Raw genomic sequence first — 19516 nt, 5'->3', positions numbered from 1 at the left:
AGAAGTCAGGGGGTCTGTTCTAGACCTAAGCGTCTGATGTCCCCCTTTCAGGGTTGACATCAGGCCCTTAGTTAAACCTTTAACTACGATTGGAAAAGCTTAGGTAGGCTGCTGCTTAAGCTTTTCTTATTTAGTGGCATAAAGGTATTTGAATTTGCTACAATAGCGATAGCAAGCTGAATGAAAGAATAGAGAGGAATGACGAAGATGGAAGAAGTAAAAGTGATTACGCCTGAAGAGCTTCAAAAACGCGTTGAAAATGGAGAAGAGCTTCATTTAGTTGATGTGCGCGAAGATGAGGAAGTAGCAGAAGGAATGATTCCAACTGCTAAACACATTCGCATGAATGATATTCCAACTAATGTGGATTATTTCGATAAAGACAAAGAATATATTTTCATTTGCCGTTCTGGACGCCGCAGTGAAAACGTATGTTACTACCTTCAAGAACAAGGTTATAAAGTAACAAATATGGTTGGCGGTATGTTAGAGTGGGAAGGAAAAACGGTTAATAAATAAGAAAAAGCGCCTTTGACAGGCGCTTTTTTTTTTTGAATTAAACTTCTGCCATCCGACTAAAATGATAGTAGCAAAACAAATGATGACTAAATCTATAAAAGTCTTCATAAAAATAGAGGTAGGAAGAAGTTGAAAATCAGTACGAAAGCCATCATTGAGAGAAGCAGTCCATTCTGATTGAAACAAATTTGATAGGACAAGGTGGTAGAAGCTGTGATACAAGTGAAAATGTTTGATAAAGAGCATGAAAAAGATTTAGAATTTGCGGTGAATCGATTTTTACGGAAATTAGAGGATGAAGACGTCGTTGATATTAAGTATCAAGTGACAGTGGATGTTGATCGTGATGAGCAGGTGTACTGTTTTTCAGCCATGGTTATGTATAAAGCCTAGCATATTATGCTAGGCTTGTTGCAAATTCTCCTGCATTACTGCCAGCCAAACGGCCTGTTACAAGGGCAGAAGTGATATTGTATCCTCCAGTATATCCGTGGATATCAAGAATTTCCCCGCAGAAGTAAAGACCTTGCATAAATTTCGAAGACATTTCCTTTGGGTGAATTTCTTTAACGGATACGCCGCCTCCCGTGACGAATGCTTTTTCTAGAGAAAGCGTGCCGTTTACAGCAAATTCAAATCGTTTGCACATTCTCGAGAACTCTCTCAGTTTCTCATGCTGAAGCTGTCCCGCTAGAGCTTGGCTATCAATGTCTGCTTGCTCAAGTAAAAATAATAGATAGCGTTCAGATACAAAACCTTTTAAGACATTTTTAATCGCTTTTTTCGGCTCTTCTTTTGTCATTTTGGCTAATTTTTGGAAAATATCTTCTTCGTTTTGGCTAGGAAATAAATCAAGAGACATTTGAACAGTGTTGCTTTTTTGTTTCTTTAACTCTTTAACAACATATTGGCTGCAGCGAAGAGCGGCAGGGCCAGAGATCCCAAAGTGAGTGAAAATCATATCCATTTGATGAGTAATGACAGGCTTGCCTTTTTTATTAAGCACGCTTAGTCCTACACTGCGAAGCGATAGACCTTGAAGCGTCTTGGTTTTAATAAAGTGTTCGCTAGATGTAATAGGAACTTCTGTGGGATAAAGCTCCGTAATTTTATGACCTGCATCTTTTGCCCATTGATAGCCGTCTCCTGTTGAACCCGTATGAGGCACTGATTTTCCGCCTACTGCAATCACAACGCTTTTCGTTTGGATTGCTTCTCCGTTTTGAAGCACTACTTCTTTCACCGTGTTATTCTCATAGTTTACGCGTTTAACGGCTGTGTTTGTGCGAATTGTCACACGAAGACGGTGAAGTTCACTAATTAATGCGTCAACAACAGATTGCGCTTTATTGCTGACCGGAAACATACGCCCGTGATCTTCTTCTTTTAATTTAATTCCAAGGCCTTCAAAATAAGAGATGATATCTTCGTTATTAAAAACAGAAAACGCACTGTATAAAAAGCGTCCGTTTCCTGGAATGTGTTTAATAAGTTCATCAATCGGAAGGCGGTTTGTTACGTTACAGCGTCCGCCTCCAGAAATGGCCAGCTTTCGTCCAAGTTTATTGCCTTTATCAATTAATAATACGTTTGCACCTGACTCACCAGCTGCAATCGATGCCATCAAACCAGAAGGTCCTCCTCCGATTACGACTACATCATATATCATACTTTCACCAACCTGTCTATTCTTAAAAAATTTTAGTTTGTTCACTGACAAATCTCTCAACATTGGATAAAATGGGCTATAGTCTTTGTTTTTTTAGTTTGTTGACGAGTGCGAGTGAGTATAAGACCTTTCTTAGTGTATACTGTCACTTGCTTCTTTTCAATTCTATCATTATTATCAGTATGTAACATTAAGTATCGGAGGCAAACGTATGTCTGATTCAAAATTGTTAAGAGGGACCTTTGTGCTGACGCTTGGCACCTATGTATCCCGAATCTTGGGAATGATTTATTTATTTCCATTTGCGATCCTTGTTGGAACCGTAGGGGGAGCACTGTTTGGTTACGGATATAACCAATATGCTATTTATTTAAGTATTGCTACAGCCGGTATGCCAATGGCCGTATCGAAATTTGTATCAAAATATAATGCACTCGGTGATTACTATACGAGTAGAAGAATGTACCGGGCCGGCATGAAATTAATGCTTGTCACAGGAATACTTGCATTTTTACTTTTATATTCGTTAGCTCCTGTTATGTCTAGAATTACACTGGGAGGTTCTGATTTAAATAACTCCTTAGAAGATGTAGTAATGGTTATGCGAATGGTTAGTGTTGCGTTAATTGTAGTACCGATGATGAGTTTAATGCGGGGATTTTTCCAAGGTCACCAGTCTATGGGGCCAACAGCCGTTTCACAGGTAGTTGAACAGCTTGTGCGGGTTGTCTTTTTATTGGCATCTACCTATATCGTCATCAAAGTTGTCCATGGAAGTCTTGCACTAGCCGTTGGATTTGCTACGATGGGGGCTTTTGTAGGAGCTCTTGCTGGACTGGCCGTATTAATTTGGTACTGGAAAAAACGAAAGCCACATCTCGATAAAATGGTGAATGAGCAGACGGTAACGCCGACGCGTATTTCTACCGTATCCATCTTTAAAGAGCTGCTTACGTATTCATTGCCATATGTCTTTGTCAGCTTAGCTATTCCGCTTTATCAGTATGTGGATCAATTCACGTTTAACCGTGCGATGGTAGCGGCTGGACAAAAAGAAATAGCAGAGTCAATGAACGGAATTGTTCAGTCTTATGTTCCAAAGCTTGTGATGATTCCTGTTTCATTAGCTACTGCGTTCGGTTTGACTCTTGTACCAACGATTACACGTTCCTTTGTGAATAAAGATTATAACGTACTGCAAAAGCAAATTGATCAAACATATCAAACGATTATGTTTCTTGTGCTGCCAGCATCTGTAGGATTAATGGCTTTGGCTGGCCCAGCGTATACGTTTTTCTTTGGAACAGATGCATCGGATGCGGGTGGAAATGTCTTGCTTTACTATGCACCAGTAGCTTTATTGTTCTCATTTTTCACGGTTAATGGAGCTATTTTACAAGGAATCAACAAACAAAAATATGCTGTTTTAAGTCTATTATTTGGATTGATTGTGAAAATTGTCGTGAACGTTCCATTTATTCTTATGTTCCACGAGATTGGTTCAGTTTTAGCGACAGCACTAGGCTATATCGTATCTCTTGTTTATATGTTTGCGCTTATTCAAAAACACGCAAAATACAACTACAGTGAGTTTATAAAACGCTCTGTGCTTATTCTCATTTTTGTTGCGATTATGGGAATCAGCGTAAAAATTGTCGCAGCAGTGATTGGTCTGTTTACAGAGCCAGGACGATTCTCTGCCACTGTTATTACGATTATAGGAGCAGCAGTAGGCGGCCTTATTTACTTTATTATTACCTATCGTTCAAGCCTGCTTGAAAAAGTAATGGGAGCGAGGGTAACAGGTGCAATTGAACGAAAGATACTGCGCCGAAATAAACAGCGCAGTGCCTAAGAAGATGACTCGTTAGAGTCATCTTCTTTTCAAAAAAAGGAGGATATTACATGCGTTTGGATAAATTGCTTTCTACCATTGGGTACGGAAGCCGAAAAGAAGTTAAAGGTCTTTTGAAGACTGGAGCTGTTAAGGTAGACGGTACAGCGGTTAAAGATGCTAAGGTCCACGTTAATCCAGATGAACAAGAAATAACTGTGCATGGCGAGGCCGTTTCTTACCGAGAATTTGTTTACTTTATGCTTCATAAGCCGCAAGGCGTCATATCAGCGACAGAAGATTCTCTTCATGAAACAGTTTTGGACTTACTTGAACTTGACGATGCTGTGTATGAGCCATTTCCGGTAGGGCGTTTAGACAAAGATACAGAAGGGCTCTTGCTGCTGACGAATGACGGTCAGCTTGCGCATCAGCTGCTATCTCCTAGAAAGCACGTTCCTAAAACGTATTTTGCAAAAATTAATGCACCGGTGACTGAAGAAGATGCTGAAGCATTTAGACAAGGCGTCACTCTTGATGATGGATATGTAACAAAACCAGCAGAGTTAAAGATACTAACAAGCGGTATGGAATCAGAAATTGAATTAACGATCGTTGAAGGGAAATTTCATCAAGTGAAGCGTATGTTTGAAGCAAGAGGAAAAAAAGTAACGTATTTAAAACGTTTATCTATGGGAGCCTTGCTATTAGACGAGTCGTTAGATTTAGGAGAGTATAGGGAGTTAACGGAAGAAGAACTAGCTTTATTGCAAAAATCAAATGCCTAAGAAGAGGCGAAAGAAAAAGGAACCTAAGTCTAAAATGGTTCCTTTTTTTGTCCACTTTATTAGACAAGTGAAACATTTCACGTTAAAGCACTTAAACGAGTACCAACTCTGCTTGACGTGCAAATGGAGCGGGGGACTATGCACTCGTCCAAGTCTTGACTTTCTACTGCGTAGAATTTTATCTCTATATATAAATCACTTACTACCCTTGAAATAAACTTACTAGGATGACATCTTGACCTTCTTTTGCGTAGTCGTCCATGTACCGCGACTTGGGCTGCGAACTAAATCATTATATGCTAACACATTCAAGTCACGCTGAATGGTTCTTGGTGTAATACCAAATTCGTCTACGAGCTCTTGCGTTGTAACTGTTCCATTTTTACAAATGAACATATAGACCGATTTGATACGAGTTAGCATTCGATTAGTTGAAGGTTTCAAAAAACCACTTCCTTATTCGTTTTTCGTAAGGCACAACTTCTTTATAACTCTGAGATGTCAAGCACTATTTCAGTCCTTATCCTTATTGTACACAAAATCGACAGAAAAATAAAAGAGAAAACGCAAATTAACACAATATTTACAAAAAATGATATAAATATGTAATCCTTTCGTAACATCTCCTTCCTCTATTTGCACGTTTTTTATAGTATATGTAAACAATAAACAAATAGAATTCGTTTTGATCGATTGTGCCTACAAATTATTTCCCGGAATTTTGACTCTGTAAACCTTTGATATGAAAGGAAAGAGACAATTATTTCTTTCTATATAAAGGTATGATAAAGTTAAAATTACCAATAGTAATGATAGATACAATCTGTAAAAGCAGGAAAAGGAGACAAACAGATGACGGCAATTAATTGGAAAGAGGAAGTTCAAAAAAGAGAAGCTGAGATTCTAGCTGAGACGCAGCGTTTTCTACAAATTAAAAGTGTTTTGACAAGCACAGAAAAACAAGAAGAGCCATTCGGACCTGGAATTGCTCAGGCGCTTCACTTTCTCTTAAATAAAGGAAAAAATGACGGGTTTTCCGTCAAGAACGTAGACGGATATGCAGGCCATATTGAAGCAGGAGAAGGGAAAGACCTTCTTGGCATTCTTTGTCACGTAGACGTTGTTCCTGAAGGAGACGGGTGGTCGGTTGATCCATACGGCGGTGAAATAAAAGACGGGAAAATTTTTGCTAGAGGAGCAATCGACGACAAAGGACCGACGATGGCTGCTTATTATGCGATGAAAATTGTGAAAGATTTAGGGCTTCCTCTATCTAAGCGGGTTCGAATGATTATTGGAACGGATGAAGAAAGTGACTGGAGATGTGTGGATCACTACTTCAACCATGAAGAGATGCCAACTATGGGATTTGCGCCGGATGCAGATTTTCCTATAATTTACGCTGAAAAAGGCATTACAGATGTAGAAATTCGCCAGCAGCCAATTGAAGGAACAAAGGGAAGTGTCCAGCTTACATCATTTGTCTCTGGGCGACGCTACAATATGGTTCCTGATCTTGCAACAGCTGTTCTTGAATTCCATAGTGAAACGGATATTAAAAATAAATATGATCAATTTTTAAAAGATCAGTCTTTAAAAGGTTCAATAACCGAAAAGAGCGGTGCGTATACACTTACTTTAGAAGGAGTTTCAGCACATGGCAGCGTGCCTGATAAAGGGAAAAATGCTGGACTTACACTTCTTCGCTTTTTACACACATTAGAACTTGATGAACAAGCTAATCAGTTTGTAGGTTATGCAAATGCGTATTTAGTCCAAGATTCACTAGGAGAAAAAATGGGCTTAAATCGCAAAGATGAGGTCACGGGTGATTTAACGATAAATGTTGGAATCATGTCTTACAATCAAGAAGAAGCGGGGCACTTTGGTTTAAACATTCGCTATCCTGTATCAGCTCATATTGACGATATTATTGATACGATTAAAGAAAAAAGTGAATCTTATCAAATGACCATCAAACATTTTACAGATTCTAAACCACATCACGTCGATCAAAAACATGAGCTTATTCAAACGCTTCAAAAAGTTTACCAAGAACAAACAAATGAAGAACCTACACTTATTTCAATTGGAGGAGGAACATATGCCAGAGCATTAGAAGCTGGTGTGGCATTTGGACCTCTTTTCCCAGGCCGTGAAGAAGTAGCGCACGAAAAAGACGAGTACATGGTAATTGAAGATTTACTTCGTGCAACAGCTATCTATGCACAAGCTATTTACGAATTAGCTAAATAAAAAGCGAACGCCTTTGCGTTCGCTTTTTTATTATTCAAATGAGAATAGGTCGCTTGATAAATAACGTTCACCTGTATCGCAAGCAATACATACGACCACTTGATCAGGAGATAATTTTTTGGCTACCTCGATAGCAGCATAGCACGCAGCGCCAGATGAAGGACCGACTAAAATTCCTTCTTCAGAAGCCAGGCGTCGCGTAATATCGTAGGCTTGTTCATCTTTAATTTTTAAAATTTCGTCGTAAACATCTACGTTAAGCGTATCAGGAATAAATCCAGGGCTTGTTCCTACAAGCTTGTGCTTTCCAGGTCTTCCTCCAGATAGTACAGGAGACCCAGCTGGTTCCACAACATGAACGGTCATATTTGGGTAGTTTTCTCTTAGGACTTCACCGGTTCCTGTAATCGTTCCGCCTGTTCCAGCAGTAGCGACAAAAGCAGATAGGTCTTTGCCTAACTCGTTCATTGCCTCGATAATTTCCTTAGCAGTCGTTTTTCGATGAGCGTCAGGGTTTGCATTATTTTCAAACTGCATGGGCATAAATGCATTTGGAATTTCTTTTGTAAGCTCTTCTGCCTTGCGGATTGCTCCAGGCATTTTCTCATCACCCGGTGTTAGAATAACTTCAGCACCATACGCTTTTAACAAGTTAATTCGTTCTTGAGTCATGGTATCTGGCATGACTAAAATAGAACGATAACCTCTTGCCGCTGCATTCATAGCTAAGCCAATACCTGTATTTCCGCTCGTTGGTTCAATAATAGTAGAATTTTCATTGAGCAAGCCTGCTTTTTCAGCTTCCACGATCATATTAAAAGCAGCACGGTCTTTTACACTACGGCTCGGATTAAAAAATTCTAGTTTTAAGTAAACGGATGCTCCATCTGCAGGTTGAAGACGATTCAACTTAACAAGAGGTGTCTCGCCAATCAAATCAGCCATATTGTTAACAACTTTCATTTTTCTCATCCTTTTCTTATAAAAATTCTCTGTATTGTTTCTATGATAACACAAATTCTTATTTTTTAAGCACACGACAAATTTTCAGAAAAACCTCTCTATTTTATCCAGAAAACCTTTAAAATAAATCTAGCTCTTTTTGAACATGACAAATTGGGGAAAGATAATGAAAAGAAAAGGAGGGACTTGATGAAAGGCGATAAACACTATTTTATTGGAATCAACGTGCCTGTATCCATTGCACATCAGGCAGAAAATTGGGCGAAGGAATTAATACCTTTTCCTTTCAAACAATGGACATACCCTGACGATTATCATATAACGCTACAATTTTTAGGGTTTTTAGGTGACAAAAAGGAAAAGCTGATTACCCGCTTAAAAGAAGTAGCTTCCCGTCATTCAAGTTTTTCACTGCAGACAGGTCAGTACGATGTGTTCGGTGCGTATAACAAGCCTAGAGTGCTTTATGTAAGCCTTAGGCCAAATGATAAGCTTATGAATCTGCAAAGGGATATACAGGCCTTATGGGGAGATCTAAGCGGCTTATACGAAAAACGTCCTTATCGTCCTCATATTACGATTGCAAAGAAGTGGGGAGGGGAAGCCGGACTTTTGGAAGAACAGTTAAAGCAAACGTCGATTGAAGAACAGTTTCAAGTAAGTTCGTTTGCCCTTTTTGAAGTTCATCCTGCTAGCAAGCCTAAATATAAAAAAATACTATCTTTTTCCTTGCAGTCACAGTAGCATATGAACATACAAGCATGGAGAGAGGTTATTTAAAAATCACTCTTATCAAAGGAAAGAAAACGCCGATGATAATAGAGAAATCATCGGTGAACAAAGTTTTAGAGGAATTTTAAAATTAGGGGATTGATGTAAACGTGGCGCAGCTACTTAAGGTGCAAGATTATATTTCCCGTTATGAAAAAGACGTTTATCACTACACGTCTCAGTTTAATCACTTAAAAAAGCATAATTGGAAGAAAGCAAAGCAATTATTTGAAGAAGGGCTATTACATGAGCCGCCTGTACAAGAAGAAACAAAAGCTCAACGTTCATTTTTGCAAAAAGCAAAAGAGCGGTTTACAAGAAAAAAAGAAACGTGTGAAGTGGAAGAAGCGTTCTCTAGCGATAGCGCGGAAAATCAAGAGCTATTGAGGTTTACAACTCTTCCACAAACAGCGGAAGACTTGAAAATATTGTTTTTAGAAAATGTATTTGATTTTCAAATGAAATGGGCCACATCCACTTTATTTGAGTTTTCACAAGCAGATCGTAAATATTACCATGATGAAGCTCTCCGTTATTTTATTCAGCGCTTTCCTGATACGTATCTCGTGATGTACAAGCCTGTTTTCCTGATTAATAAAGCTCCGGTAGAAGGAGATATCATTATTGTTACTCCAACGGAAACCCTCTGTATTTGTTTAATAGAAACATATAAAAGCGCTGTTTTTCAGTATTCAAAAGAGAATTTTTGGAAAGAGTTAAGAGGAAGAGATCAAAAAAAGATATTAAATCCTTTAATTGGGTTAAATCGAACGGAGCAAATTGTCCGGAGCATCTATCGTACTCACGATATTGAACGTAACGTAAAGAAAATATTACTGAGTAGAAATGGATACATTGATTACGCTGCGGAGCCTTATCAGGTTGAATTTGTAGATGCTAGAAAGTATGAAGAGTGGTTTTATGAACTTCGGAAGTCTAAAGCGCCTTTAAAGTTTAATCAGATGAAAGCAGCTCAAGTCTTGCTTGAACACAGCCAGAGTATTTATTTTGACCGGGAATTCGAAGCAGGTGAATAATACGAACACTGATGCTATGAAAGTGCTTTCGTTTTTGCGTTTGCTACATATAATGCTACTAAAGAGATAATTGGCATAAGGAGGAGAAAAGGATGACTGATGATAATAGGTTTCAGGCTTATTTAGATCAAATAGATCGTATTACTCTTTTAGTTCCAACTTCTTATCATGAAGGTCAAATTGATTCTTTTGTGATTACAAGTACACAAATGCATGAGACCATCTCTATTGAAAACGTACATGAATTAGAAGGTTTTATTAAATATGAAGGCAAGGTTGAAGGTATCGTAGAAATTGGACATTCGTACGTTATCTGTGATAACTACGGGGAGAAAGTTCCGCTGCAGGTAGGGGCTGTTATACGAACTAAAGAGTTTGATGAAAAATTTTATTATAATCAAAAAGATTTGGGTGCGGTCTTTTATTCAGATCATATTACGGTGAAAATCTGGGCTCCTACTGCATCAGCAGTAGTTTTAAAATTAATACACGCGAACAGCAGGGAAGAAGAGCTGTACGTCATGGATCGTCAAAGAAAAGGCGTATGGCAAAAGGAACTTCCCTTAGATAAAGAAGGGTATTATTATCGATTTTTAATTGATGTAAACGGCCGGACAAATGAAGCGGTGGATCCTTATGCCGTTGCAGCTACAGCAAATAGTGAATACGGAGTTCTGATAAACCTTCATAAAGCCTATGTTCATCTCCATGAAAAGCCGCCTTTCCTTCAGCCAACGGATGCCATTATTTACGAAATGCACGTTCGAGACTTTTCTATTCATCCTTCAAGCGGAATAGAAAAACAAGGTACGTACCTAGCTGTTATTGAATCAAGCGGGCAGCCAGGCAAAACAACAGGTCTTCATTATTTAAAAGAGCTAGGAGTGACCCACCTTGAATTTCTTCCTATTAACGACTTTGGCGGAGTGGATGAATTAAATCCTCATGCTTCTTACAATTGGGGGTACAATCCATTGTTGTTTAATGTGCCGGAAGGAAGCTACTCTGCTGACCCTTCGAACCCTACCACTCGTATCGCTGAAGTAAAGCAATTAATATCAACACTTCATCAACAGGGATTCCGTGTTATTATAGATGTAGTTTATAATCACGTATTTGTACGAGAGGAATCACCTTTTGAAAAAATTGTTCCGGGCTATTATTTTCGACACGATGAGTTTGGGATGCCTTCGAACGGGACGGGAGTAGGAAATGATTTTGCGTCTGAACAGAAAATGGCGCAAAAGTTTATTATCGATTCGGTATTGTTTTGGATAAAAGAGTACGGAGTTGATGGGTTTCGCTTTGACCTCATGGGGATTTTAGATATAGAAACGATGAACATCATTCGGGAAAAAATAAATGAAATTGATTCTACTATTTTGGTGTTTGGCGAAGGTTGGGATTTAAATACTCCTCTTCCTTACAATCAAAAAGCAATTATGGCGAATGCCCGCCAAACGCCTCAAATCGGCTATTTTAATGACCGTTTTCGAGATTCTGTAAAAGGAAGCACGTTTGATGTGTATGAAAAAGGTTTTATCAGCGGAAATATTCATCAAAAAGAGGCAGTGCAATCTGTGATAGCGGGGAGCATTCTGGATAAAGAAGACAGTCGGGCTTTATTTATAAATCCAGCACAATCAGTTAATTACGTTGAATCACATGATAATCATACGCTGTGGGATAAGTTAGCGAATTCAAATGGAGAAGAAGACGAAGACACTCGTAGAAGTCGTCACCGCCTTGCTACTGCTATTGTACTTCTTTCGCAAGGCATACCGTTTCTTCATAGTGGTCAAGAGTTTTACCGCACTAAACAAGGCGTAGAAAACAGCTATAATTCACCCGATGATATTAACGCACTTGATTGGAATCGACGGATCAAATTTTCTCCTGATGTGAATTGGGTTCAAGAGCTGATTCGTATTCGCAAACAGCACGGTGCATTTCGCTTGGGGAATGCTTCAGCGATTAGGCAGCATGTCTCTTTTCTAAACACGCCGCAATCGGTTATTGGCTATTGCTTATCAAACGTATTAGCTTACGGTCCATGGAAGAATATTATCGTGTTTTTTAATCAAGGCCTAATGGAAGAAAAAGTAGTTTTGCCAGAAGGACCATGGAAAATAGCGCTTGATCATTGTAAAGTATATAAAAATGGGTATCCTACTATAGAGGATAATGCTATAAACGTTTCAAAGCTTAGCGTTCTTATTTTATTTCAAACGTAATTATTGTCTTCAACCACTTGACGAAAAAAGTATGATGGAGATAATATTTATAAAGGATGGCTATTGATACATATCCTCAATAGCCGTCTTTTTTATTTACTAAGAAAATAACGTCATGATGTCTTAATAGATTGCTTTATTGAGTGAAATTTTTAAACGAAATGTGTGTGTTGAAATTGAAGGTGAATTGGTTGGAAGATATATTAGGAAGCGAATGGGAAATTACTCCTGCTGGCGGAGCGACAGGAGAAGCTTATTTTGCAAAATTTCAAGACCGAAAGCTTTTTTTAAAGCGTAATTCATCACCTTTTTTAGCAGTATTGTCAGCTGAAGGAATTGTACCGAAGCTCGTGTGGACAAGACGAATGGAAAATGGAGATGTGATCACAGCTCAGCACTGGCTAGATGGTCGAGAATTAAAACCAAAAGATATGAATTCGAGTCGAGTGACAGAATTGCTTAGTAAAATTCATCATTCAAACGAGTTATTAGATATGTTGAAAAGGTTGGGGAAAACACCGCTTCTTCCCGAAGACGTGCTAGCCGATATTGTAGAGAATGTGGACGAGCGACTTCAAAAAGAGAGTATTGTAGAGCAGGGAATCAGTTATTTACAAGCAGAGCTTCCGTCCGTTCAGACAGATAAATATGTTGTGTGTCACTGTGATGTGAACCACAATAACTGGATGCTTGGAGAGAATACGCAGCTATATTTAATCGACTGGGACGGAGCGATGATTGCAGATCCTGCTATTGATTTAGGTTTATTGCTTTATTGGTACATCAATCCATCTCAGTGGGAAGAATGGCTTGAGCACTATGGGGTTGAACTAACCGAGAACTTGAAAAAGAGAATGAAGTGGTATGTGATAAGTCAAACCATTTTATTCATTGAATGGCATCGTTCGAAAAATGAACATTCTGAAATGAATTACTGGCTTGAATATCTTCGGATGTTGCTCTTCAACGACATTCAAGCACAGTAGCAAAGATTATGACAAGGTAGATAGTTCTTGGACCCATTGTGATAAATTTTGTTGATTGGTTTGAATATGTTCGTCTAAATGAGCAGCACTTTTTGCATCTTGCGTGTATTTATACACGTTTTGTAGTGTTGCTTGTACGTCCGTGCTAGCATATCCTTTAGCTAACATTGATTGAATTAAACGTTCAACCTGTTCACATTCCGCAACCGTTCCGCAGCAATCACTTTGATGATTAGATAAAATATCTTTTAATATATTCATTTGGTGTTCGGCATTTAAAGGCATTAAGCATCATCCTTTCTCGTATGATGCTCTTATTTTTTTCTATCTAAACACAATTATGCATGTGAATGTCGGTTGTTTCGAATAACCGACATTTTCAATGCGTCAAAATACTTTAAAGAGGTGCAACATGAGATTACGAAACAAACCTTGGGCAAAAGATAAAATAGCTGAAAATCCCCAATACGTGGTTCCAAACCCAGCAGAGTATAAAGGGAACTGGAAAGAGGTTTTTGGAAACGAAAATCCTCTTCATATTGAAGTAGGAACAGGAAAAGGCCAATTTTTAGTAGGGATGGCTAAACAAAATCCGCATATCAACTATATTGGAATTGAAATGTATGAAAGTGTCATCTTAAGTGCTCTAGAACGATTGATTGAAGAAGAGCTTCCAAATTTAAAGCTGTTGAATGTAGATGCTAACCATCTTAGCGAGTTTTTTGCAAAAAATGACGTGGATCGCGTTTATCTCAATTTTTCTGATCCATGGCCGAAAAAGAGACATGCCAAGCGCCGTTTAACATACAAAACGTTCTTGAGCATGTATGAAAACCTGCTGGTTGATGGTGGAGAAATTCACTTTAAAACGGATAATCAAGGGCTATTTGAATATTCATTGACAAGCTTTTCAGAATATGGGCTTCTTCTTAAATACGTGAGCTTAGATTTGCATAAAAGCGATTTTGAAGGCAATGTTATGACGGAATATGAAGAGAAATTTTCACAAAAAGGCAGCCGCATTTACCGCTGTGAAGTAAAATACCTGAACGAAAAAGACTGAGTTCCTCAGTCTTTTTTTGTTCAAAAAGAGAAGGAGATAGTGATAAAATAAAAAGGAATATAATGGAGGTGTAAAATGGAAACGTTAACAATAGGCGAATTAAAAGTGACATGGCTTCGTGGAGGGAATAACCATTTAGACGGAGGAGCAATGTTTGGTGTTGTTCCAAAAGAGCTTTGGACAAAAAAGTATCCTACCTCAGAGGGAAATCGAATTCCAATGAGGACTGATCCTTTGCTGGTTCAAACTGAAAAACACCTCATGTTAATTGATGCAGGCATAGGGAATGGTATGTTGGATGAGAAAAAAAAGCGTCATTTTGGTGTAACAGAAGAATCATTTATTCCTGAAGATTTACAAAAGTTAGGGTTCACATGCGAAGATATTACTCACGTCATCATGACGCATCTTCACTTTGATCATGTGTCAGGCTTAACAAAATGTAGCAACGGACATTTTTCCTCTGCTTTTCCAAATGCAAGAATTTTTGTTAGTGAAATCGAGTGGAATGAAATGAGAAATCCTAATATACGTTCAAAAAATACGTATTGGAAACAAAATTGGGAATTTATTCAGCATCAAGTAATAACATTTAGCGACAAAGATGAAATTGTGCCTGGAGTAACGGTTCATCATACCGGCGGTCACAGCGATGGTCATGCTGTAGTTGTATTAAAAGGAAACAATGACATCTTAGTGCACATGGGCGATCTTTTGCCGACACATGCACATCAAAATGTCTTATGGGTAATGGCATATGATGATTATCCAATGACTTCGATTGAACAAAAGCAGCAGTGGCTAGCTTATGCCTATGAGCATCAAGCTTGGCTAAGTTTTTATCATGATGCTTTTTATCGAGCTGTAAAATGGGATAATAAAGGAGAAATAGTTGACGAAATTAAACGGATGCATTCAGCGTCAATTCAATAATAGCACCGCTTTTTTTATCAATGAAAAACTCGTAATGTTCCTGTTTCGCATCACGTGTTCTGATAATTCCACCTGTATAACCATAAAAAGAGAGACCATGTTTTTGAATGACTTTAGTCGTTGTTTCAATCCATGAGCCGTCGATTGCCCCATTTTGTTTAAAAGCGCTTTTAACAATCGTAAGGGCTTCCGATGAGGAAATTGACGACTTTCTTTTTTGAATAATATAAGCGCTTGCAAACCCGACTGCAGCTCCTGCTATTAGTTGAGTCCATTTCACGTTATTCACCTGCTTTTTAAGGATATGTTTTCATCATTATATCAAATTGTCGAATGCTTTGTTAAGTTGAGTCATAGAAGAGAAGGACGGAACTAGCAACTATTTCCGGTTTTCGATACAATAAAGAAAATGATACATAAAGGAGAGTATATATGAACAATGAAACGCTATCTTTATTTAAAACATTAACGGAGTTACCAGGTGCCGCTGGAAACGAACATCAAGTACGTTCATTTATGCGCTCGCAAATTGAACCCCTTGTAGATGAAGTCATTCAGGATGGGTTAGGAAGTTTATTCGGCGTTCGCTATAATGAAGAAAAAGGTCCTAAAGTAATGGTGGCAGGACATATGGACGAAGTAGGATTTATGGTTACGTCTGTAACAGATAAAGGAATGCTTCGTTTTCAAACTCTAGGAGGATGGTGGAGTCAAGTACTGCTAGCTCAACGCGTCCATGTTGTTACAAAAAAAGGTCCTATCACCGGCGTAATTGCTTCCATCCCTCCCCATTTATTAGACGAATCACAGCGCAACAAGCCAATGGCCATTAAAAATATGATGATTGATGTGGGCGCAGATAGCAAGCTGGAAGTAGCAGAAATGGGCATTCGTCCTGGCGATCAAATTGTACCGATTTGTCCGTTTACCCCAATGGCAAATGAAAAAAAAATACTGGCGAAAGCATGGGATAATCGCTATGGGTGCGGACTTGCGATTGAATTATTAAAAGAAGTAAAAAATGAAAAATTGCCAAATATTTTATATTCCGGAGCTACTGTTCAAGAAGAAGTAGGGCTTCGCGGTGCTCAATCAGCTGCAAATATGATTAAACCGGATGTGTTTTATGCACTAGATGCTAGTCCTGCTAACGATACATCAGGCGATAAAAATGCATTTGGACAATTAGGAAAAGGCGTATTACTTCGTATCTTTGACCGTACGATGGTCACACATAGGGGAATGAGAGAATTTATTTTAGATACAGCTGAGACAAACAGCATCCCTTATCAATACTTCGTTTCTCCAGGAGGTACGGATGCAGGGCGCGTTCATACTTCTAATAATGGAGTTCCTTCTGCGGTAATCGGCGTATGTTCACGTTATATTCATACTCATGCGTCTATGATTCATGTAGATGACTATGCAGCCGCAAAAGAATTACTAGTCAAACTTGTACGTTCTACAGACCAAACAACGCTCGATACGATTAAGCAAAACGGATAAAAAATAACAAAGCAGCTGCTTTTGCGGTTGCTTTGTTTAGTAATGACAGGAGAAAAAAATGAAAATTGCAATCGGAACGAAAAATCCAACAAAAGTAAATGCAGTAAAAAAAGTATTTGGAGATACTTTTACATATGTAGAGGTAGCCGTGGAGTCCGGGGTGTCGCCACAGCCTTTTTCTGATGAAGAAACCATCCAAGGAGCGATTAACCGCGCGCGTGCTGCTATCAAAAAGACAGGTGCTGATATTGGCATTGGGCTTGAAGGAGGGGTGCAGGAAACACCTCATGGCTTGTTCCTTTGCAACTGGGGAAGTCTTGTTACCTCTAAGGACCTTGAACCGATTTTAGGTGGAGGGGCTCGTATTCTGCTTCCTGAAGCGGTAGCTGGTATGCTTCGTTATGATAAAAAAGAATTAGCCGAAGCTATGGAAGTGTATACAAACCAAAAGAATATTCGAAAAAAAGAAGGAGCAATCGGTATTTTCACCAATGGAAATTTAGATCGGACCGCTATGTTTTATCAGGTTGTTTTAATGCTAAAAGGACAGCTTGATTTTAGGAAAAATCAAGCTGTTCAATAGGAAATTTCTTTGTAACCCTTTATAATAGAAAAGCATCAGTGTATGATAGTTGCAACAACTCATATACTATGTTTTGATGTAGAAGGATTAAATAATGTATAGGGCTTTAGCCGTTTAAATACGAAAGTAAAAGAAAAAGTGGAGGAAAGAAAAATGGAAAAAATGCAAACAATTGAACAATATAAAGAAATCATTAAAGAAGGAAAACATATCATGATGTTTTCAGCAGACTGGTGCCCAGATTGCCGAGTAATCGAGCCTGTGCTTCCAGAAATTGAGGCGAATCATAGCGAGTATACATTTCACTATGTCGACCGCGACGACTTTATCGATCTTTGTGCAGAATTAAGCATCTTTGGAATTCCAAGCTTTGTTGGTTACAGCAACGGAGAAGAAACAGGGCGTTTTGTCAGCAAAGACCGTAAAACAAAAGAAGAAATTGAAGAGTTTATTAACGGCTTAAATGCATAAATCAAGTGAAGACTGATAGCGATCTACAGCTATCAGTCTTCATACATAAAAATGAGAAAAGGAGGCGTAAATATGGCGAAAATGAATAGTCAAAAGATGAGAAAACTACTAGAAGAGCGATTAACGGGTGCGGATTGGTCATTTTTATTTGATCGTGAAAAAGATACGCTGCGCGTTGAACATCAGGAAACGAAAAAAGGTGTAACTATTTCTTTACCTGGGCTAATTGCAAAATGGGAAGAAAAAAAGGAAGCGGCTCTAGATGAAATGGTATATTATATAAAAGAAGCTCTTCGTGTTATGAACGATGAACAGCAGGTAACGGGAAAAGAAAAGCGCATTTATCCAGTTATTCGCTCAACGTCTTTTCCGGATAAATCGAATGAAGACGTGCCGTTGATTTATGATGAACATACAGCTGAAACGCGCATTTATTATGCGCTTGATTTAGGCAATACATATCGTCTATTAGATGAGAAACTAATTCGTAAGGAAAATTTAGATCTATCCGCAGTGCGGGAAATGGCTAAATTTAATCTTCGCTCTTTGCCGATTTCACATAAAAAAGATACGGTAGCAGGCAATGACTTTTATTTTGTAAATCAAAACGATGGATACGATGCAAGCCGAATTCTTAACGAGGCATTTTTGCAAGATTTTGCTTCTAGTGTTTCGGGCACAATGGCTGTAGCAGTACCGCATCAAGATGTGCTGATTCTAGCTGATATCCAAAACGAAACGGGTTATGATATTCTTGCGCAAATGACCATGAGCTTTTTTGCAAGTGGACGTGTACCCATCACAGCTCTTTCATTTTTATACGAAAACGGTGAGCTAGAACCTATTTTTATTCTAGGAAAAAATCGCAGTAAAGGACGGGATTAATTATGAATCTTTTTTATAATAAAGAAGGTATCGGTGATACGTTAATCGTCAAGCTAGAAGATATCGCAATTGAAAATCGCACGTTTGAAACAAAAGGCGACGTTGTGCGTATCTTTGATCAAAAATCAAATACAACAGCTGGCTATAACATCTTTCATGCTTCTTCTAAGTTAAAAGTAGAGGGAAATGGTTCTCTTGAATTAACAGAAGAAATGGTGGAAGAAGTAAATCGTGTACTTAGCGAAAGCGGTTTTGAAGGTAAACTTGAAGTGGATTTATCTCCTAAATTTGTAGTGGGATATGTTCAAGAAAAAGAAAAGCATCCAAATGCAGATAAGCTGAACATCTGTAAAGTAGACGTTGGCACAGAAACACTTCAAATTGTATGCGGAGCACCAAATGTAGACGCAGGTCAAAAAGTCGTGGTAGCAAAAGTAGGAGCGGTTATGCCAAGCGGTATGATCATTAAAGATGCAGAGCTGCGCGGTGTACCTTCTTCAGGTATGATTTGCTCTGCTAAAGAGCTGGCGCTTCCGAACGCTCCTCAAGAAAAAGGGATTTTAGTACTTGAAGACAAATATGAAGTAGGTCAACCTTTTCAAGCATAAAAGCAGAGTGCCATACTAATTTATAGGGCAAAAGCATGATGTTTTTTTACACGTATATTTCAAAGCGTTACAGTTGCTGAAAAGCAATTGTCAATTCTTAAAAAGGTTTGATAAAATTAAAAGCCACTAGTATATACTAGTGGCTTTTTTCGCGTTTAATTATGAGTGCTAACTAGACGCGAAAAAATATTTTTGCAAAGAGGAATTTTACTGTATAAATAAGGGAAGCAAAATAGTAGATTTTATAGTAAGAGTTCAAGCATACGTGATAGAATGATAAATGAAAAGATAGTATATATATCCATCTCAGAGAATACTTTGAGGCCAAAGGTAAATAAAGGATGCATGGATAGCTTTTTGTAGATGTCGCAGCACTGCGATATAAGAGGCTAAACGAAGTAAGATAGTCT

At 38.4% G+C, this 19516-nt stretch carries 21 protein-coding genes; 16 read left to right on the top strand and 5 right to left on the bottom strand.

Annotation, left to right across the window (positions count from 1 at the left end; all coding sequences use genetic code 11):
* Positions 1-207: 207 nt before the first annotated feature.
* Positions 208-519, top strand: coding sequence for a rhodanese-like domain-containing protein (locus ACO1DI_RS08900; protein ID WP_014457977.1), 312 nt, complete (start codon positions 208-210; stop codon positions 517-519).
* Positions 520-732: 213 nt separating this feature from the next.
* Positions 733-912, top strand: a complete 180-nt coding sequence (locus tag ACO1DI_RS08895; protein ID WP_013059521.1) for a sporulation protein Cse60 — start codon at positions 733-735, stop codon at positions 910-912.
* A 4-nt stretch (positions 913-916) separates the two neighbouring features.
* Here the strand turns inward: ACO1DI_RS08895 and ACO1DI_RS08890 are convergent, their stop codons facing one another.
* The gene (locus ACO1DI_RS08890; RefSeq protein ID WP_014457979.1) at positions 917-2188 is read right to left on the bottom strand and encodes an NAD(P)/FAD-dependent oxidoreductase; all 1272 of its coding nucleotides are present in this window, start codon (positions 2186-2188) and stop codon (positions 917-919) included.
* A 211-nt stretch (positions 2189-2399) separates the two neighbouring features.
* On the opposite strand from ACO1DI_RS08890, the gene ACO1DI_RS08885 reads away from it, so the two are divergent.
* Together ACO1DI_RS08885 and ACO1DI_RS08880 are read left to right on the top strand one after the other, a co-directional pair.
* Positions 2400-4043: a putative polysaccharide biosynthesis protein gene (locus tag ACO1DI_RS08885; RefSeq protein ID WP_014457980.1), complete on the top strand. Its 1644-nt coding sequence runs from the start codon at positions 2400-2402 to the stop codon at positions 4041-4043.
* Between the two features lie 50 nt (positions 4044-4093).
* On the top strand, positions 4094-4810 hold the full coding sequence (locus ACO1DI_RS08880) for a pseudouridine synthase (protein ID WP_014457981.1): 717 nt from the start codon (positions 4094-4096) through the stop codon (positions 4808-4810).
* A gap of 222 nt (positions 4811-5032) precedes the next feature.
* Here ACO1DI_RS08880 and ACO1DI_RS08875 read toward each other — a convergent pair whose 3' ends face one another.
* Entirely contained in the window at positions 5033-5254 is a 222-nt protein-coding gene (locus tag ACO1DI_RS08875; RefSeq protein WP_013059517.1) for a DeoR family transcriptional regulator, read from the bottom strand.
* A 408-nt stretch (positions 5255-5662) separates the two neighbouring features.
* Between ACO1DI_RS08875 and pepV the strand changes: the two genes are divergently transcribed.
* Positions 5663-7066 carry a dipeptidase PepV gene (gene pepV, locus ACO1DI_RS08870; RefSeq protein ID WP_014457983.1) on the top strand — a complete coding sequence of 468 codons (1404 nt, stop codon included), beginning with the start codon at positions 5663-5665 and terminating at the stop codon, positions 7064-7066.
* Between the two features lie 30 nt (positions 7067-7096).
* On the opposite strand, the gene cysK is transcribed toward pepV, so the two are convergent.
* The gene (cysK, locus tag ACO1DI_RS08865) at positions 7097-8029 is read right to left on the bottom strand and encodes a cysteine synthase A (RefSeq protein WP_014457984.1); all 933 of its coding nucleotides are present in this window, start codon (positions 8027-8029) and stop codon (positions 7097-7099) included.
* Between the two features lie 189 nt (positions 8030-8218).
* Here cysK and thpR point away from each other — a divergent pair, with 189 nt between their 5' ends.
* The 4 genes from thpR (at position 8219) to ACO1DI_RS08845 (ending at position 13057) form a co-directional block, all read left to right on the top strand.
* Entirely contained in the window at positions 8219-8773 is a 555-nt protein-coding gene (gene thpR / locus ACO1DI_RS08860) for an RNA 2',3'-cyclic phosphodiesterase (RefSeq protein WP_014457985.1), read from the top strand.
* Positions 8774-8910: 137 nt separating this feature from the next.
* Complete coding sequence (locus ACO1DI_RS08855; protein WP_014457986.1) at positions 8911-9837, top strand: hypothetical protein; 927 nt, start codon at positions 8911-8913, stop codon at positions 9835-9837.
* Positions 9838-9929: 92 nt separating this feature from the next.
* Positions 9930-12071, top strand: coding sequence for a type I pullulanase (gene pulA, locus ACO1DI_RS08850; protein WP_014457987.1), 2142 nt, complete (start codon positions 9930-9932; stop codon positions 12069-12071).
* 191 nt (positions 12072-12262) lie between these two features.
* A complete protein-coding gene (locus ACO1DI_RS08845; protein ID WP_042991849.1) occupies positions 12263-13057 on the top strand; it encodes a phosphotransferase family protein in 795 nt (264 codons plus the stop codon).
* A 6-nt stretch (positions 13058-13063) separates the two neighbouring features.
* Here the strand turns inward: ACO1DI_RS08845 and ACO1DI_RS08840 are convergent, their stop codons facing one another.
* The gene (locus ACO1DI_RS08840) at positions 13064-13342 is read right to left on the bottom strand and encodes a YtzH-like family protein (RefSeq protein WP_013059510.1); all 279 of its coding nucleotides are present in this window, start codon (positions 13340-13342) and stop codon (positions 13064-13066) included.
* A 127-nt stretch (positions 13343-13469) separates the two neighbouring features.
* On the opposite strand from ACO1DI_RS08840, the gene trmB reads away from it, so the two are divergent.
* Both trmB and ACO1DI_RS08830 read left to right on the top strand, forming a co-directional pair.
* A complete protein-coding gene (gene trmB, locus ACO1DI_RS08835; RefSeq protein WP_014457989.1) occupies positions 13470-14120 on the top strand; it encodes a tRNA (guanosine(46)-N7)-methyltransferase TrmB in 651 nt (216 codons plus the stop codon).
* Between the two features lie 75 nt (positions 14121-14195).
* Positions 14196-15053: a YtnP family quorum-quenching lactonase gene (locus tag ACO1DI_RS08830; protein ID WP_014457990.1), complete on the top strand. Its 858-nt coding sequence runs from the start codon at positions 14196-14198 to the stop codon at positions 15051-15053.
* Here the strand turns inward: ACO1DI_RS08830 and ACO1DI_RS08825 are convergent.
* A complete protein-coding gene (locus tag ACO1DI_RS08825) occupies positions 15022-15333 on the bottom strand; it encodes a PepSY domain-containing protein (protein WP_014457991.1) in 312 nt (103 codons plus the stop codon). The two genes, ACO1DI_RS08830 and ACO1DI_RS08825, sit on opposite strands and share 32 nt — an antisense overlap.
* Before the next feature lie 152 nt (positions 15334-15485).
* On the opposite strand from ACO1DI_RS08825, the gene ACO1DI_RS08820 reads away from it, so the two are divergent.
* The 5 genes from ACO1DI_RS08820 to ytpR all read left to right on the top strand — a co-directional run bounded on the left by ACO1DI_RS08820 (position 15486) and on the right by ytpR (position 19106).
* On the top strand, positions 15486-16559 hold the full coding sequence (locus ACO1DI_RS08820) for a M42 family metallopeptidase (protein WP_014457992.1): 1074 nt from the start codon (positions 15486-15488) through the stop codon (positions 16557-16559).
* Positions 16560-16617: 58 nt separating this feature from the next.
* Positions 16618-17142 (top strand): DUF84 family protein, encoded by a 525-nt coding sequence (locus ACO1DI_RS08815; RefSeq protein WP_014457993.1) that lies wholly within the window; start codon positions 16618-16620, stop codon positions 17140-17142.
* 153 nt (positions 17143-17295) lie between these two features.
* Positions 17296-17613, top strand: a complete 318-nt coding sequence (locus ACO1DI_RS08810; protein WP_013059504.1) for a thioredoxin family protein — start codon at positions 17296-17298, stop codon at positions 17611-17613.
* Positions 17614-17685: 72 nt separating this feature from the next.
* Positions 17686-18498 carry a DUF1444 domain-containing protein gene (locus tag ACO1DI_RS08805; RefSeq protein ID WP_014457994.1) on the top strand — a complete coding sequence of 271 codons (813 nt, stop codon included), beginning with the start codon at positions 17686-17688 and terminating at the stop codon, positions 18496-18498.
* Positions 18499-18500: 2 nt separating this feature from the next.
* On the top strand, positions 18501-19106 hold the full coding sequence (gene ytpR, locus ACO1DI_RS08800) for a YtpR family tRNA-binding protein (RefSeq protein ID WP_013085234.1): 606 nt from the start codon (positions 18501-18503) through the stop codon (positions 19104-19106).
* The last annotated feature ends 410 nt before the right edge of the window (positions 19107-19516 follow it).

Origin of the sequence: Priestia sp. 40, from assembly GCF_049368575.1 — a bacterium.
Lineage (GTDB): Bacteria > Bacillota > Bacilli > Bacillales > Bacillaceae_H > Priestia > Priestia zanthoxyli.
The sequence above is the reverse complement of the archived record's forward strand: the minus strand, read 5'-3'. Positions and strand labels throughout refer to the sequence as shown.